Annotated in this window: 14 protein-coding genes; 12 read left to right on the top strand and 2 right to left on the bottom strand. The window is 38.8% G+C overall.

The annotated features are described in order from the left end of the window. Positions 1-57 precede the first annotated feature (57 nt). The 9 genes from miaB (at position 58) to AAKU52_RS02725 (ending at position 9,086) form a co-directional block, all read left to right on the top strand. Positions 58-1,488, top strand: coding sequence for a tRNA (N6-isopentenyl adenosine(37)-C2)-methylthiotransferase MiaB (gene miaB / locus AAKU52_RS02765; RefSeq protein WP_354329976.1), 1,431 nt, complete (start codon positions 58-60; stop codon positions 1,486-1,488). Positions 1,489-1,490: 2 nt separating this feature from the next. Then, a complete protein-coding gene (locus AAKU52_RS02760; RefSeq protein ID WP_354329974.1) occupies positions 1,491-2,723 on the top strand; it encodes a sigma-54 interaction domain-containing protein in 1,233 nt (410 codons plus the stop codon). A gap of 2 nt (positions 2,724-2,725) precedes the next feature. Beyond that, positions 2,726-3,232: an LptE family protein gene (locus AAKU52_RS02755; protein ID WP_354329972.1), complete on the top strand. Its 507-nt coding sequence runs from the start codon at positions 2,726-2,728 to the stop codon at positions 3,230-3,232. After that, positions 3,226-4,266: a DUF8458 domain-containing protein gene (locus AAKU52_RS02750; protein WP_354329970.1), complete on the top strand. Its 1,041-nt coding sequence runs from the start codon at positions 3,226-3,228 to the stop codon at positions 4,264-4,266. Before AAKU52_RS02755 ends, AAKU52_RS02750 begins: the two co-directional genes overlap by 7 nt. A gap of 13 nt (positions 4,267-4,279) precedes the next feature. Then, the gene (gene secG, locus AAKU52_RS02745) at positions 4,280-4,615 is read left to right on the top strand and encodes a preprotein translocase subunit SecG (protein WP_354329968.1); all 336 of its coding nucleotides are present in this window, start codon (positions 4,280-4,282) and stop codon (positions 4,613-4,615) included. Between the two features lie 217 nt (positions 4,616-4,832). After that, the gene (groES, locus tag AAKU52_RS02740) at positions 4,833-5,126 is read left to right on the top strand and encodes a co-chaperone GroES (RefSeq protein WP_354329966.1); all 294 of its coding nucleotides are present in this window, start codon (positions 4,833-4,835) and stop codon (positions 5,124-5,126) included. Between the two features lie 52 nt (positions 5,127-5,178). Further along, positions 5,179-6,819 carry a chaperonin GroEL gene (gene groL / locus AAKU52_RS02735; RefSeq protein ID WP_354329964.1) on the top strand — a complete coding sequence of 547 codons (1,641 nt, stop codon included), beginning with the start codon at positions 5,179-5,181 and terminating at the stop codon, positions 6,817-6,819. 86 nt (positions 6,820-6,905) lie between these two features. After that, positions 6,906-7,568, top strand: a complete 663-nt coding sequence (locus AAKU52_RS02730) for an MgtC/SapB family protein (protein ID WP_502931009.1) — start codon at positions 6,906-6,908, stop codon at positions 7,566-7,568. A 90-nt stretch (positions 7,569-7,658) separates the two neighbouring features. Beyond that, positions 7,659-9,086 carry an L-serine ammonia-lyase gene (locus tag AAKU52_RS02725; protein WP_354329961.1) on the top strand — a complete coding sequence of 476 codons (1,428 nt, stop codon included), beginning with the start codon at positions 7,659-7,661 and terminating at the stop codon, positions 9,084-9,086. Positions 9,087-9,097: 11 nt separating this feature from the next. On the opposite strand, the gene lipB is transcribed toward AAKU52_RS02725, so the two are convergent. Together lipB and AAKU52_RS02715 are read right to left on the bottom strand one after the other, a co-directional pair. After that, positions 9,098-9,793: a lipoyl(octanoyl) transferase LipB gene (gene lipB, locus AAKU52_RS02720; protein ID WP_354329959.1), complete on the bottom strand. Its 696-nt coding sequence runs from the start codon at positions 9,791-9,793 to the stop codon at positions 9,098-9,100. Positions 9,794-9,804: 11 nt separating this feature from the next. Beyond that, positions 9,805-10,464, bottom strand: coding sequence for a 4'-phosphopantetheinyl transferase family protein (locus tag AAKU52_RS02715; protein ID WP_354329957.1), 660 nt, complete (start codon positions 10,462-10,464; stop codon positions 9,805-9,807). Positions 10,465-10,512: 48 nt separating this feature from the next. Here AAKU52_RS02715 and dcd point away from each other — a divergent pair, with 48 nt between their 5' ends. The 3 genes from dcd to AAKU52_RS02700 are packed head-to-tail and all read left to right on the top strand — an operon-like array spanning position 10,513 to position 14,566. Further along, a complete protein-coding gene (gene dcd / locus AAKU52_RS02710; RefSeq protein WP_354329955.1) occupies positions 10,513-11,049 on the top strand; it encodes a dCTP deaminase in 537 nt (178 codons plus the stop codon). A 51-nt stretch (positions 11,050-11,100) separates the two neighbouring features. Continuing rightward, on the top strand, positions 11,101-13,797 hold the full coding sequence (locus tag AAKU52_RS02705; protein WP_354329953.1) for a TonB-dependent receptor plug domain-containing protein: 2,697 nt from the start codon (positions 11,101-11,103) through the stop codon (positions 13,795-13,797). A gap of 7 nt (positions 13,798-13,804) precedes the next feature. Further along, positions 13,805-14,566 carry an enoyl-CoA hydratase/isomerase family protein gene (locus tag AAKU52_RS02700; RefSeq protein ID WP_354329951.1) on the top strand — a complete coding sequence of 254 codons (762 nt, stop codon included), beginning with the start codon at positions 13,805-13,807 and terminating at the stop codon, positions 14,564-14,566.

Raw genomic sequence — 14,566 nt, 5'->3', positions numbered from 1 at the left:
TTGTCATTTGTAAATATATTTATGTATTTTTGAAGTCCCATAAAATAGTAACTATATATGATTGATTTACAGCCAACGGATAAGACACATGATGAAGGACGCCAGGGTGAGGCTTTAATTTTAGATTCACCTTTAAAGCGTAACGGTAAAAAGCTTTATATTGAAAGTTATGGTTGCCAAATGAATTTTGCAGATAGCGAAATCGTTGCTTCTATTTTAAAAGATGACGGATTTGAAACTACCGCTGATTATAAAGAGGCTGATGTAGTGTTTATTAATACGTGCTCCATCAGGGAAAATGCAGAACAGCGGGTGAGAAACCGTTTGTCGCAATTTGGTGCAGAAAAACGCCGTAACCCTAAATTGATTGTTGGTGTTTTGGGCTGTATGGCCGAACGGTTGAAATCAAAATTCCTAGAAGAAGAAAAACTGGTTGATGTAGTGGTTGGACCAGATGCTTACCGCGATTTGCCCCAACTATTGAATCAAGTAGAAGATGGCCATAAAGCTATCAATGTGCTTTTATCAAGGGAAGAAACTTATGCAGATATAAGTCCGGTTCGTTTAAATGGAAATGGCATCACTGCTTTTATTTCTATTATGCGCGGATGCGATAACATGTGTTCTTTCTGCGTTGTTCCTTTTACCAGGGGTCGCGAACGAAGCAGGGATCCCCATTCTATTTTAGCTGAAGCACATGATTTAGTTGACAAAGGGTACAAAGAAGTTACCTTACTTGGACAAAATGTAGATTCATACAAATGGAAAAGTGCTGATGCTGATGAAGACGCTGCCATAGAGGTGAACTTTGCTCAATTACTTGAAAAAGTTGCTTTAGTGAGTTCAGATTTGAGGATTCGCTTTTCTACTTCTCATCCTAAAGACATTACAAACGAGGTTTTATATACCATCGCCAAATACGATAATATTTGTAATTATATTCACCTGCCAGTACAATCGGGCAGCTCAAGGGTATTGGAATTGATGAACCGCACCTATACTCGCGAGTGGTATATTAACCGCATCGATGCGGTAAGGAAAATAATTCCAAATTGTGCCATCTCTTCAGACATCATCGCAGGATTTTGCTCTGAAACGGAAGAAGAGCACCAAGAAACCTTAAGCATGATGGACTATGTAGGTTATGATTTTGCCTTTACTTTTAGCTATTCTGAAAGACCAGGCACGCTGGCAGCCAGGAAACTGCCAGATGACATATCTCCAGAAATAAAAAAACGCCGCCTGAGTGAAATTTTGGTGAAACAACAGGAATGGTCTTTACGTCGTTTACAAGAAAGTGTTGGTAAAAGTGTAAGGATTTTAGTAGAAGGTGTATCTAAGAAATCAGACAAAGATTATTGTGGCCGAAGTGACCAGAATGCTATGGTTGTTTTTCCAGCTACAGAAAAAATCAAACCCGGTCAATATGTAAATGTAATTATTGAGCGTTGTACATCAGCTACTTTATTGGGCAGAATAGCAGATTAAATATGGATATACAAGACATTAAAAACCGCTTTGGTATTATTGGGGGGTCCCCTCTTTTAAACCGGGCTATAGATACCGCAAGACAAGTTGCACCTACCGATATGTCTGTTTTGATAACAGGAGAAAGTGGTAGTGGAAAGGAAGTTTTTTCACATATAATACATCAAATGAGTACCAGAAAACATGGTGCTTTTATTGCAGTTAATTGCGGTGCCATTCCCGAAGGAACCATCGATTCTGAGTTGTTCGGCCATGAAAAAGGCTCTTTTACTGGAGCCCATGAGGCACGTAAGGGTTATTTTGAAGTCGCAAATGGTGGCACCATCTTTTTAGATGAAGTTGCTGAACTCCCTGTAGGTACACAAGCGCGCTTATTAAGAATTTTGGAAAGCGGTGAGTATTTAAGGGTAGGTTCTTCTAAAGTTCAAAAAACCGATGTTAGAATTATTGCAGCTACTAATGTGGATGTTTATAACAGGGTGAAATCCGGAAAGTTTCGGGAAGACCTTTATTATCGCTTAAATACCGTTCCACTTAGAATACCCGCACTGCACGAACGTAAGGAAGATATTTACCTGCTGTTTAGAAAATTCTCTGCAGATTTTAGTGACAAATACCGTAGCCCGGGCATACAATTGGAACCCGAAGCCATACAAATCCTTAGCAATTACAGCTGGCCAGGAAATGTAAGGCAGTTAAAAAATATTGCCGAACAGATTTGCGTACTGGAAAAAGAAAGAAATGTTACCGCACAAGCTTTGCTGAATTATATTCCGAACGAAAGTGCATCAAATTTACCTATGGTGAGCGGTCAACATAATAAGGAAGATTTTACCGAAAGGGATATTCTTTACAAGGTGCTTTTCGATATGAAAAAGGACATGATGGACCTAAAGAAGCTGGTTGCAGAAATTATTCAAAGTGGCGGTAATACCTCTCACATCATTGCTGACAACCCTCATTATATAAACCAATTATATCAGGACGCAGATTTAGGCTCTGGAATGGAGCAAACACTAACCATTAAAAAGCAAACATCGAATAATCCTGCAGAATATAATTATGCCCATGATGCGGAAGAAGTGGAAGAATCGTTATCTTTAATTGATAAGGAATCAGATTTGATTAAAAAGGCGCTAAAGAAACATAAAGGTAAGCGTAAATTTGCCGCACAGGAACTTGGGATTTCGGAACGAACATTATATAGAAAAATTAAAGAACTGAACTTAAATTAACCATGAAAAGATTAACCTTTTTATTGCTGGTGATCATGGTCACCTTTAATTCTTGTTCCATTAAATTCAATGGGGCTTCCATACCTCCGGAAATGAAAACCCTTAAGGTTGATTTTTTCGAAAACAACGCACAACTGGTGGTTCCTTATTTGAGCCAACAGTTTACGGAAGATTTAAAAAACCGCATCAGATCGCAAACACGGCTAAGTTTAACACAAGGTGATGCTGATGCCACTATTGAAGGAAGAATTACAAACTATAACATCAGTCCTGTTTCATTAACAGACAATAAACAGTTTACCGCAGGATCCAGTAAACTTACCATCACGGTAAGTGCAAAATATACAAACAACCTCAATCCTAAACAAAGCTTTGAAGAGAGTTTTTCCAGGTCCAAAGATTTTGCGCTAAACGGACAAAGCTTACAGTCTCTTGAGCCACAATTGATCAAGGATATTAACGTAATGATAACCGAGGATGTTTTTAACAGGGCTTTTGCACAATGGTAAATAAAGAAAGAATTTCAATATTGCTGGCTAAACCCTATCAGGTGGAGATGCAAGACATTTCTTTATTAGAAGATCTTTCAAGTAAATTTCCTTTTTTCGAGCCACTGCACCTTTTACTTGCCAAAGCAAATCCAACAAAAGCGAGTGCTTTAACTGCTGCGTCTTTGCATTCCAACGGCGCTTTACTACATAAAATACTGCAACAAACGGAACGAGCGACTGCTTTAGAATTTGACATTTCTGAACATCATTTGGAATCAACTACTAAGGTTGTTTTGGAGCCAGTTGACGAAGCTGCATTTGAAGCGAATACCCAGGTTGCAAACCTTCAAACAAATGTTTTTGAAACAGAACTCCCTCAGACAGCATCATCCTCAGAAAATTTTTCATCAAACATAGCTTCTACTGAGGATGCTTTTTTACTTGAAGAGAACTTTGCTACTGAAGAAATTAGAGAATACGTTAAGGGGCCGCTCAAGGAAGAAACTAAGGAGGAGATTCCAGATAAAATTGAAAACCCAGAAAAAGAACGGGAAAATCCAGTCAGTGTAAGCAATTACGATGATGACACTTTGCCATATTCATTCTTATGGTGGCTAAAAAAAACAAGAAAAGAGCATCAGGCTATTTTTCAACCATATGTAACGGTTAGAAATAATGAAAGTGGAGAACTTCAACAACAATATGTAGAGCACATCTTCCATATTCAAAGTCCGTTTAATGCTGAAGAAGTGATAAATAATACCCCACAAGGCAAACACGTGGATGCCAAAGAAACGGAAATTGTTAACGGATTTCTGAAAAGAGCACCACAGATTAGTCCGCCGAAGCCAGAACAAATCGACAACGAAAATAAGGCTAAGAAAAGTGCAGAAGACCGTAATGACGTTGTTTCAGAAACATTGGCAAAGATTTATATCGAACAAATGCTTTATCACAAGGCAATAGAGACTTATCATAAATTAAGTTTGAAGTTTCCGGAAAAAAGCCGTTACTTTGCCGACCTTATCCAATCTTTAGAAAAGAAAATTTAACTACATAACCTATATGATTTTTTTAATTATTTTATTGATCATCGTTTGCGTTGCCTTAGGCCTATTTGTGTTAATACAAAACCCTAAGGGTGGCGGTTTAGCTGCCGGTGCATCAGGAGGAACTAACATGTTTGGTGTTCAACGTACAGGTGACGTTTTAGAAAAAGGCACCTGGGTACTTTTAACTTTGGTAGTAGTGATTACCTTGTCTATTACCATGATGTCCAAAACAGGAACCACTGGAAACGGTCCTTCGAAAATTCAAGAGCAACTAGACAAGACTCCTACGCCTTCACCAATTAATCAGGCACCAGCAAATACTACGCCTCCTGCAACTCAGAAACCTTAATAGTTGTAAAGTACAAAACATTTGAAGCCCGTTAAGCATCCTGCTTAGCGGGCTTTTGTTTGCTGACACTCTGACACAAAACTTACAATCAACAAACGTTTAGCTGCCATGGCGGTGTTAATTTGGCAAAGGAATAAGGCTTGGCATAAAAACTGATGAAGGGTTGTTAGTTAATACGTTTGTATATTTAATTTAAATTAAAATTTAACAATAAGTTATGGCTTTAAACCTTAAACCCATTGCAGATAGAGTAGTTGTTGAAGCTGCTCCTGCCGAAGAAAAAACAGCTTCGGGTATCTATATCCCTGATACTGCTAAAGAAAAACCTCAGCAAGGAATAATTGTTGCAGTAGGCCCTGGTAAATATGCTGAGGCAACTGGAAACCTTATTCCATTAAGCGTTAAAGCAGGAGACCAGGTATTATATGGTAAATATGGTGGTACTGAAATTACTTACGAAGGTAAAGAGTATTTAATCATGCGTGAATCTGACCTTTATGCAATTCTTTAATTGCTTTTAAGATCCAACCCTTTAAACGTTAAAAATTAAAAAAATCTGAAAAATGTCAAAACAAGTAAAATATAATGTAGAAGCGCGAGACGCCCTGAAAAGAGGTGTTGATATTTTGGCCAATGCGGTAAAAGTAACTTTGGGCCCTAAAGGACGTAACGTTATTATCGATAAAAAATTTGGCTCTCCATCCATCACTAAAGATGGTGTTACAGTAGCAAAAGAAATCGAACTAAGAGATCCTATCGAAAACATGGGTGCTCAAATGGTCAAAGAAGTTGCTTCTAAAACTGCTGATATTGCAGGTGATGGAACTACAACTGCTACAGTATTAGCACAAGCTATTGTTACTGCCGGCATTAAAAATGTTGCTGCTGGAGCAAATCCAATGGATTTGAAACGTGGTATAGATAAAGCGGTTGCTGTAATTGTAGAAAACCTGAAAGCACAATCTCAAACTGTAGGTGAAGACAATAACAAAATCAAACAAGTTGCTTCTATTTCAGCAAATAATGATGAGATTATTGGTTCTCTAATTGCAGAAGCAATGGGTAAAGTAGGTAAAGATGGTGTAATTACTGTTGAAGAAGCAAAAGGTACTGAAACTGAAGTAAAAACAGTAGAAGGTATGCAATTTGACCGTGGTTATTTATCTCCTTATTTTGTAACCAACGCAGATAAAATGGATGCGGAATTAGAAAACCCATACATTTTAATTTACGACAAAAAAATCAGCAATATGAAAGAATTGTTGCCGATCTTAGAAAAACAAGTTCAAACTGGTAAACCTTTACTAATCATTGCCGAAGATTTAGACGGAGAAGCATTAGCTACTTTAGTAGTAAATAAAATCCGTGGCTCACTGAAAGTTGTTGCTGTTAAAGCACCTGGTTTTGGCGACCGTAGAAAAGCAATGTTGGAAGATATCGCTATCTTAACAGGTGGTACGGTTATATCTGAAGAAAGAGGTTATAAATTAGAAAATGCTGAACTTTCTTATTTAGGTACAGCAGAGAAAGTTGTTGTTGATAAAGACAATACAACAATGATCAACGGTGCAGGTAAAACTGAAGATATCAAAGCTCGTGTTAACCAGATTAAAGCTCAGATTGAAACGACTACATCTGACTACGATAAAGAAAAATTACAAGAGCGTTTGGCTAAATTAGCTGGCGGTGTTGCAGTTCTTTATGTAGGTGCAGCTTCTGAAGTGGAAATGAAAGAGAAAAAAGACCGTGTTGATGATGCTTTACATGCAACCCGTGCTGCGGTTGAAGAAGGTATTGTTGCTGGCGGCGGTGTTGCTTTCATTCGTGCTATTGAAGCCTTAGAAGGCTTAAAAGGTGCTAATGAGGATGAAACTACTGGTATCGCTATCGTTAAACGTGCTATCGAAGAGCCTTTACGTCAAATCTGTGAAAACGCAGGTATTGAAGGTTCTATCGTAGTTCAAAAAGTTAAAGAAGGTAAAGGTGACTACGGCTACAATGCCCGTACTGATGTTTATGAAAACTTAATTGCTGCTGGTGTTATTGACCCAACTAAAGTTGGTCGTGTAGCATTAGAAAACGCAGCTTCTATTGCAGCCATGTTGTTAACAACTGAATGCGTATTAGCTGATGAGCCTGAAGATAAATCAGCCGGTGCTGGCATGCCTCCTATGGGTGGTGGTGGCATGGGTGGAATGATGTAATTCCAGCCTTATTATTTATTTATTAAAAAGGGTGCCGAAATTTCCGGCACCCTTTTTTTGTGCTTAAATTTTCGTTATTTTAGGGTATGGATTTGACAACGATGCTGCTAAATAACAATTACATAACGACCAGTGAAGTCAATAAATTTTTACTCGCTATTTTATTATGCGGATTGATTGGCGCTGAAAGAGAATTCAGAAGCAAACAAGCTGGTTTAAAAACCCTCATCATGATGGGCCTGGGTTCAACCTTGTTTACCATTCTTTCCATTAAAATTGGTATGGGAAGCCATGACCGCATTGCCTCTAACATTGTTACAGGCATAGGTTTTCTGGGTGCTGGTGTCATTTTTAAAGATGACAACCAGGTTAAAGGATTAACTACCGCTAGTGTAATCTGGATTGTTGCGGCCATCGGGATGGCCATTGGTGCTGGTTATTATGTGCAGGCAGTAGCCGTAACTGTTATCGTGCTTACCTCACTGTTAACCTTTCCTTATGTAGAAGAAGTTGTAGAACGCCGCTATACCAAACGCGTATATCGGATTGTAATAGCTTTCGAAAATGAAAACCTAAATAAATATGAAGAATACATTAAATTTTCAAAATTAAAGTTCATACGGGGTAAACAGCAGTTACGCGAGGGCAAGATTAGTGGAACATGGATTGCTGTTGGCAGTCCAAAAAACCATGAGAAGTTTGTAAACCGCATGCTGGGAGATCATAAAATATTAGCTTTCGATTTTTAAGGGCCCAGAGTCAAACCCGACCCTTTCTGAGATAAAGCATTATTACTATTTAAGGATTAAAACAACCTTTAAAACGCTTAGCTTTGCACTATGGAAAGGGAACAGATCTCTGTGTTTGATATTTTTAAAATTGGGGTGGGCCCATCCAGCTCACACACATTAGGTCCATGGAGAGCCGCTCAGCAATTTATCGAAGCCCTGCAAGAAAATAATATCCTGGAGCAGGTGGAGCAGGTAAAAATACTGCTTTATGGCTCCCTAGCTAAAACTGGTAAGGGTCACGGCACTGACATTGCCATTTTATTAGGAATGAGTGGCGCAGATCCCGTCACTTTTGATGTTAATGCTATTGATTCTACCATAGAAAGCATTAAACACCAGCAGGAATTGCACCTTAATGGGAAGCACAAAACTCATTTTGATTTTGAGAACGACTTCCTTTTTCTTTTCCAGGAAAGTTTACCTTTCCACCCAAATGCAGTTACCTTTCAGGCCTTTTTAACCACGGGTAAAGCCTTTTCTGAAACATACTATTCAATAGGTGGTGGTTTTGTTGTTAAAGAAGGTGAAGACGGAAGAAAAAAAAAGCAGGTAGATTTACCATTCCCTATTGAAAAAGCAGCCGATTTATTGCATTGGTGCCTTACTACGGGGTTGAAAGTTTCTGGAGTAGTGATGGAAAATGAATCAGCCTGGAGAACGGAACAAGCTACTGAAGCCGGGATTCTGCAGCATTTTCAAGTGATGAAAGAATGTACATACAGAGGCTGTCATACTACCGGTTATCTACCCGGTGGCTTAAACGTTGGTCGTCGTGCTGCAGCATTAAATAAAAGATTAATCGGCGACCAGCCTTACAGTGATTACAAAAGCTGGATAATGGCCATTAGAAATGGCGGTCAAAACTTCAATTACATTCTGGACTGGGTAAGTTGTTTTGCCTTGGCCGTTAATGAAGAAAATGCTTCTTTTGGAAGAATAGTAACCGCGCCAACTAATGGTGCTGCAGGAGTAATACCTGCTGTTTTGCAATATTATATAGCCTTTTGCGATGGTTATAGCGATGAAAAAATCATTCAGTTCATTGCCTGCGCTTCAGAAATAGGAAGTATCTTTAAAAAGGGCGCAACAATATCTGCAGCTATGGGCGGTTGTCAGGCAGAAATTGGCGTATCATCAGCTATGGCTGCCGCGGCATTAACAGAGTGTAAGGGCGGGTCACAACGACAAGTATTGATGGCAGCAGAGATTGCAATGGAACACCATTTGGGTTTAACCTGTGATCCTATTGGTGGCCTTGTCCAGATTCCTTGCATTGAACGTAATACTATGGGTGCCATAAAAGCCATTACCGCTAGTCAGCTGGCACTGCAGAGCAACCCTGACAAGGCAAAAGTAAGTTTAGATGCAGTCGTAAATACCATGTGGGAAACCGCTTTAGACATGAACTCTAAATACAAGGAAACTTCTGATGGTGGACTGGCAACGAACATCCCGCTCAGTTTACCTGAATGTTAAAAAAGGGCATCCTAAACTATCGTCATCCCAAAAAGCGCAACAATATGACCTCTTAATTTCAATTTAACATCCTCCATAGGTAAATCATAACCTAATTCATTTTTCATGGAAGTAACGGCTTTATCATCGATACCGCAGGGAATGATATTTTTGAAATAATCGAGGTCGGTATTTACATTAAAGGCGAAGCCATGCATGGTAACCCAACGACTACACCTTACGCCAAGGGCACAAATTTTACGAGCTTTTTCATTATCAGCATCTAACCAGACCCCTGTAAATCCAGCATAACGCCCGGCTTCAATTCCGTAATCTTTTAACGTTAAAATAACGGCTTCTTCTAAAGTACGCAGGTATAAGTGTATATCTGTAAAGAAATTATCAAGATCAAGGATTGGGTAACCCACAATTTGACCCGGACCATGGTAGGTAATATCTCCACCTCGGTTAATTTTATAATAAGTAGCGTGCTTTTCTTCAAGACCTTTTTCATCCAGGAGCAAGTTTTCAGGCAGGCCACTTTTGCCTAAAGTATATACATGTGAATGTTCGCAAAACACCAGTACATTTGGCGTTTTACAGGTGGTATGATGGGTGCGATTTTCCGTCTTAACCGCTACCGTAGCTTTAAAAACTTCTTCTTGCCTATCCCAAGCCTGCTGGTAATTAATCAATCCCCAGTCTTCATATTTCACTTCTTTATTCATCTTTTACAAAATTAAGCCATTATATAAGCTAGCATGTAACCATCATCAGTCTTGAAGTAATTGGCCAACAATGCCTGCTTGCCCATAGGCAAACTCACTACAGCATCCACAGCTCCAGTATCTTGTAATGCAAAAGCTTTTATGTAAATATCTTTTTTTAGCTCCAGCCCTTTTCTGCCATTCCATTTATATATGGCCTCTTTCACACACCAGCACACATACAATCCATCCGTACTGGTATCTAAATCCACTTGTTGCAACTCTTCTACAGATAAGAACTTTTTCTTAATAAGTTGAATTTTCTCCTTAATCAATTCGATATCAACACCAACCTTTTTATCCTTGCTAATCATTACAGCGGCATAATCATAAGAATGGCTTAAAGAAATTTCATACGGCATATTTACCAGGTAAGGTTTACCGTGCTCATCCATTCTACAATCAATGTATTCATTAGTTTTAAGCATGGTCCTCAACAACAAGCGGGTGCTTAGCCAGTGCAATAAACGCTTACCGTTATTTAAGGAAAACAGGAAATCAACTTCATGCTGTTTTAATTGCAAGCCTGCAGTTAATTCCGCTTCAGTTTCTTGTATCTTCCATACAGCCAGTATGGTTTGATCATCAATATTTTTATTATAAACGATTGGCATCTCTATTTTGGAATTCAATGGTAAAAGTATCTTAAATTAATCATAATTTTAGCGAAATCTTAATAAATGATACTATCGGACAAACGTATACTTGAAGAAATAGAAAAAGGTACGATTATTATTGAGCCCTTTACTGCAGATTGTTTAGGCACTAACTCTTACGACGTGCATTTGGGCAAATACCTGGCAACTTATAATGACCGCGTATTGGATGCAAAAAAGCACAACACCATTGAACATTTTGAAATACCTAAAGATGGCTTCGTTTTACAACCTGGGACGCTATACCTTGGCGTAACCCTTGAATACACAGAAACTCATGCCCACGTACCCTTTTTAGAAGGAAAATCAAGCACAGGCCGTTTAGGGATAGATATTCATGCTACCGCTGGTAAAGGCGATGTAGGCTTTTGCAATACCTGGACCCTGGAAATATCCTGCTCTCAACCGGTAAGAATTTATCCAGGCATGCCTATTGGGCAACTCATCTATTTCATGGTTGAGGGCGAAATTGCCACCATGTACAACACCAAAAACAATGCTAAATACAATAATAAAACCACCAAACCAGTAGAAAGCATGATGTGGAAGAATAAATTTTAATAAAGCCGTAATACTCGTATATTGAGGCTTTATTAGGTTAATCTTATCTCCATGAAAACCAAATATATATTAACACTCTTTCTGCTCGCAGGTTTATCAATTTTCGCCTCCTTTAAAATGGAAGACGATCCATTTTCGTTGTTGCTTAAGAAAATGGATAGCTACAATCAGAAAAACCTTCAAGAAAAAGTACACCTTCATTTAGATAAACCCTATTATGCCATAGGTGACGATATCTGGTTTAAAGCGTATGTGATCAACACCTTTACCAATCACCCTTCTGCCATCAGCAACATCTTATATGTAGAGCTAATTAACGAATCAGATTCCATTAAGAAACAACTACTTCTTCCTTTAACAAGTGGCATTTCATTAGGAGATTTTAAGCTCCCCGACTCTTTAAGCGAGGGTAATTACAGAATAAGGGCTTATACTAATTGGATGCGCAATGCAGGGTCAAAATTCTTTTACGAGAAAACAATAAAGATCGGCAATGCCTGGGCAAACAAAGTATTTACAAAAGCGAACTACACTTACACCACAGAGAACAATACACAAAAGGTAAATACGATTTTAAAATTTACCGATAAAAACGCTGCACCATATATCAATAATGAAGTAAGTTATGTAGTACAGCTTAACTTTAAAAATGTAGAAAAAGGTAAAGCAATGACCAATAATAATGGGGAAATAAACTTTGCTTTCCTTAACCCGGCCAACAAGATTGGTCAGGCAGGAAAAATTACGGCCACACTTACCCTACCCAACAAAGAGAAGATTATCAAAATCATACCGGTTACCGCGACTTCCGATGAGTTATCACTACAGTTTTTTCCAGAAGGAGGCAATTTAGTCACTAAACTACCGTCTAAAGTAGGCATCAAAGCAATCAGCAACGACGGCTTAGGCAAGGTTGTTTCTGGAATCATCATCGATCAAAACGGAGCAGAAATCACTAAATTTGATAGTAATAGCCTAGGTATGGGCTATTTCGTTTTAAACCCTCAACCAGCTAGTATTTACACCGCAATTATTAAACATGCCGACGGCTCAGAACAGAAAGTGAATTTACCTCCGGCACAACCTACTGGCTATTTGCTTTCCGCCAATAGTTTAGACAGCAGCAAAATTGTTATAAAGATATACTTAAGTGAAGAACTTTTGGGAAGCGATGAATTGAAGCTTGTGGCACAACACAATGGCAATGTGGAGGCTGTTGCCAGAATTAAAAGCAACAAGCAAATTGCAGTAATCGCGATTCCAAAAAAAGACATGCCTAATGGCATCATTCAGCTCACTTTATTCAATCAGCTAAACAAGCCAGTAGCAGAAAGGCTGGTTTTTGTGAATAGTGCTGCAGAAACGATCAACCTCAACCTCAGTTCCGACAAAAAGGAATACAGTAAAAGAGAAAAAGTAAACTTAAATTTTAATGCAAATTTAGATGGCACCCCAGTTAGGGGCAGCTTTTCTGTAGCTGTGACTAATAATGCAGTAGTAAAGCCCGACCTCGAAAATGAAAGCAACATTTTCAGCTCCTTACTTTTAACTTCAGATTTGCCTGGCTATATAGAAAAACCTAATCATTATTTTCTGAATGATGACAAATCTACACTCGAAGAATTAGACAACTTATTATTAACTCAGGGCTGGAGAAGGTTTTTATGGAAAAATGTAATCAACAACAATCAGCCCACCATGCTATTTCAACCAGAAAAGTCGCTGGTCATTAGTGGCACATTGCTTACCCTTGGTGGTAAGCCTATTGCCAATGGTAAAGTGTCTTTATTTTCCTCATCGGGCGGATTATTGGCCATTGACACACTTTCTGATGACAAAGGTCGTTTTGTATTTGACAACCTTGCTTTCGGCGACAGCACTAAATTTATTGTACAAGGCAGAACAGTAAAGAACAAGAAAAATACAGAGATTAAATTAGATATCATTCCAGGTCAAGTAGTTAACAAGAACAAAAACACAGGAGATATAACGGTAAACGTAAATGAATCTATTTCCGCTTATGTACAAAAAAGCGAAAATTATTTTAACGAACTCACCAAACGTGGCTCTTTACAACGTACGCTTCTACTAGAAGAAGTAAACATTGTAGAGAAGAGAAATCCAGCTAAGAATTCCTCTAATTTAAATGGAGCGGGAAGAGCAGATGCGATCATTACCGCTGATCAGCTCAGCAACTGTTTCAACTTGATCCAATGTCTGCAAGGCCGTGTTGCTGGTTTAATGATCCGTAACGGGTTACCTTACCTATCTCGTAATGGTGGCAGCAGCCCTATGCAAATCATTGTCGACGGGATGTTTGTAGAAGGTGAATTTCTTGACGCTATTACGGTGCAGGATATTGAAACTATAGAGGTTTTAAAAAGTGTGGGTAACCTGGCCATTTATGGCTCTCGCGGTGGTGGAGGTATACTTATTATCACCACCAAAAGGGGCGGTGGTCTATCTGGCTATTCCAGTTATGCCCCAGGCATAACTACCCATAATCCTAAAGGTTATGCTTATAGCAGGGAGTTTTATTCTCCAAAATACGATGTCCAGCCTGTTAATACAGCTCCAGATTTAAGAACTACTATTTACTGGAACCCACAGGTTGTTACTGACACTGCTGGAAAAGGCAATTTCAATTTTTTTAACAGTGATGTTGCAGGAACTTACCGGGTGGTGATGGAAGGAATAAATATAACAGGACAATTGGCGCGATCAGAATATACTTACGTAGTAAAATAAATTAAAAATGAACACCATTAAAGTTAATATAAAAGACCGTTTAGCTATAATTACCCTAAACCGCGGTAAATCAAATGCCATGAACAGGGAGATGATTACGGAATTGACCGACATGTTTAATAACATTTCTGCGGACAACAATATTGGCGGCGTAATGATTACAGGGCAGGAAAAGTTCTTTTCTGCAGGACTTGATTTAATGGAGTTATACCATTATGATGCAGCAGAAGTTAAATCTTTCTGGCAATTGTTTTTCAAGTTTGCTGCAACAATTACTGCCTTTAAAAAACCTTTAGTTGCTGCAATTAACGGGCATAGTCCGGCGGGAGGTTGTGTAATTGCCCTTGCTTGTGATGCAAGGGTTATGGCAGAAGGCAAATTTATTATCGGCTTAAATGAAGTGCCTGTGGGTATTATTGTGCCGAACAGTATTTTCCAGATTTATGCTTACTGGATAGGCAGAGCCAATGCGACAAGAAGCTTACTGGAAGGCAAATTGTTTAGTCCGGAGGAAGCCCTGCAAATTGGCCTGGTAGATGAGTTAGTCAATGCCGACAGCATTCTTACCGCTGCAGAACGCAGGGTTAGAAAATATATGGCATTTGAATCCAACACTTGGCAGCAGAGCAAGTTAAACATCAGAAAAGAATTGATTAATGCCACTACCGCAGACCAGAGCGAGGTATTAAGTTTAATGTTGGAGCAATGGTGGTCGCCAAACACAAGGAACATCTTAGAAACAATTATCAACAATCTTCAAAAGAAATAA

Source organism: Pedobacter sp. CG_S7 (genome assembly GCF_040544395.1).
Lineage (GTDB): Bacteria > Bacteroidota > Bacteroidia > Sphingobacteriales > Sphingobacteriaceae > Pedobacter.
Note: the sequence above shows the minus strand (reverse complement) of the source record. Positions and strands in the feature narration are given on the sequence as shown.

Excerpts from the sequence above, each read along its gene's own strand:
- groES (WP_354329966.1), top strand. The coding sequence starts at position 4,833 with ATGGCTTTAAACCTTAAACCCATTGCAGATAGAGTAGTTGTTGAAGCT.
- AAKU52_RS02725 (WP_354329961.1), top strand. The coding sequence starts at position 7,659 with ATGGAAAGGGAACAGATCTCTGTGTTTGATATTTTTAAAATTGGGGTG.
- AAKU52_RS02755 (WP_354329972.1), top strand. The coding sequence starts at position 2,726 with ATGAAAAGATTAACCTTTTTATTGCTGGTGATCATGGTCACCTTTAAT.
- groL (WP_354329964.1), top strand. The coding sequence starts at position 5,179 with ATGTCAAAACAAGTAAAATATAATGTAGAAGCGCGAGACGCCCTGAAA.
- lipB (WP_354329959.1), bottom strand. The coding sequence starts at position 9,793 with ATGAATAAAGAAGTGAAATATGAAGACTGGGGATTGATTAATTACCAG.
- secG (WP_354329968.1), top strand. The coding sequence starts at position 4,280 with ATGATTTTTTTAATTATTTTATTGATCATCGTTTGCGTTGCCTTAGGC.
- AAKU52_RS02730 (WP_502931009.1), top strand. The coding sequence starts at position 6,906 with ATGGATTTGACAACGATGCTGCTAAATAACAATTACATAACGACCAGT.
- dcd (WP_354329955.1), top strand. The coding sequence starts at position 10,513 with ATGATACTATCGGACAAACGTATACTTGAAGAAATAGAAAAAGGTACG.
- miaB (WP_354329976.1), top strand. The coding sequence starts at position 58 with ATGATTGATTTACAGCCAACGGATAAGACACATGATGAAGGACGCCAG.
- AAKU52_RS02705 (WP_354329953.1), top strand. The coding sequence starts at position 11,101 with ATGAAAACCAAATATATATTAACACTCTTTCTGCTCGCAGGTTTATCA.
- AAKU52_RS02700 (WP_354329951.1), top strand. The coding sequence starts at position 13,805 with ATGAACACCATTAAAGTTAATATAAAAGACCGTTTAGCTATAATTACC.
- AAKU52_RS02750 (WP_354329970.1), top strand. The coding sequence starts at position 3,226 with ATGGTAAATAAAGAAAGAATTTCAATATTGCTGGCTAAACCCTATCAG.
- AAKU52_RS02760 (WP_354329974.1), top strand. The coding sequence starts at position 1,491 with ATGGATATACAAGACATTAAAAACCGCTTTGGTATTATTGGGGGGTCC.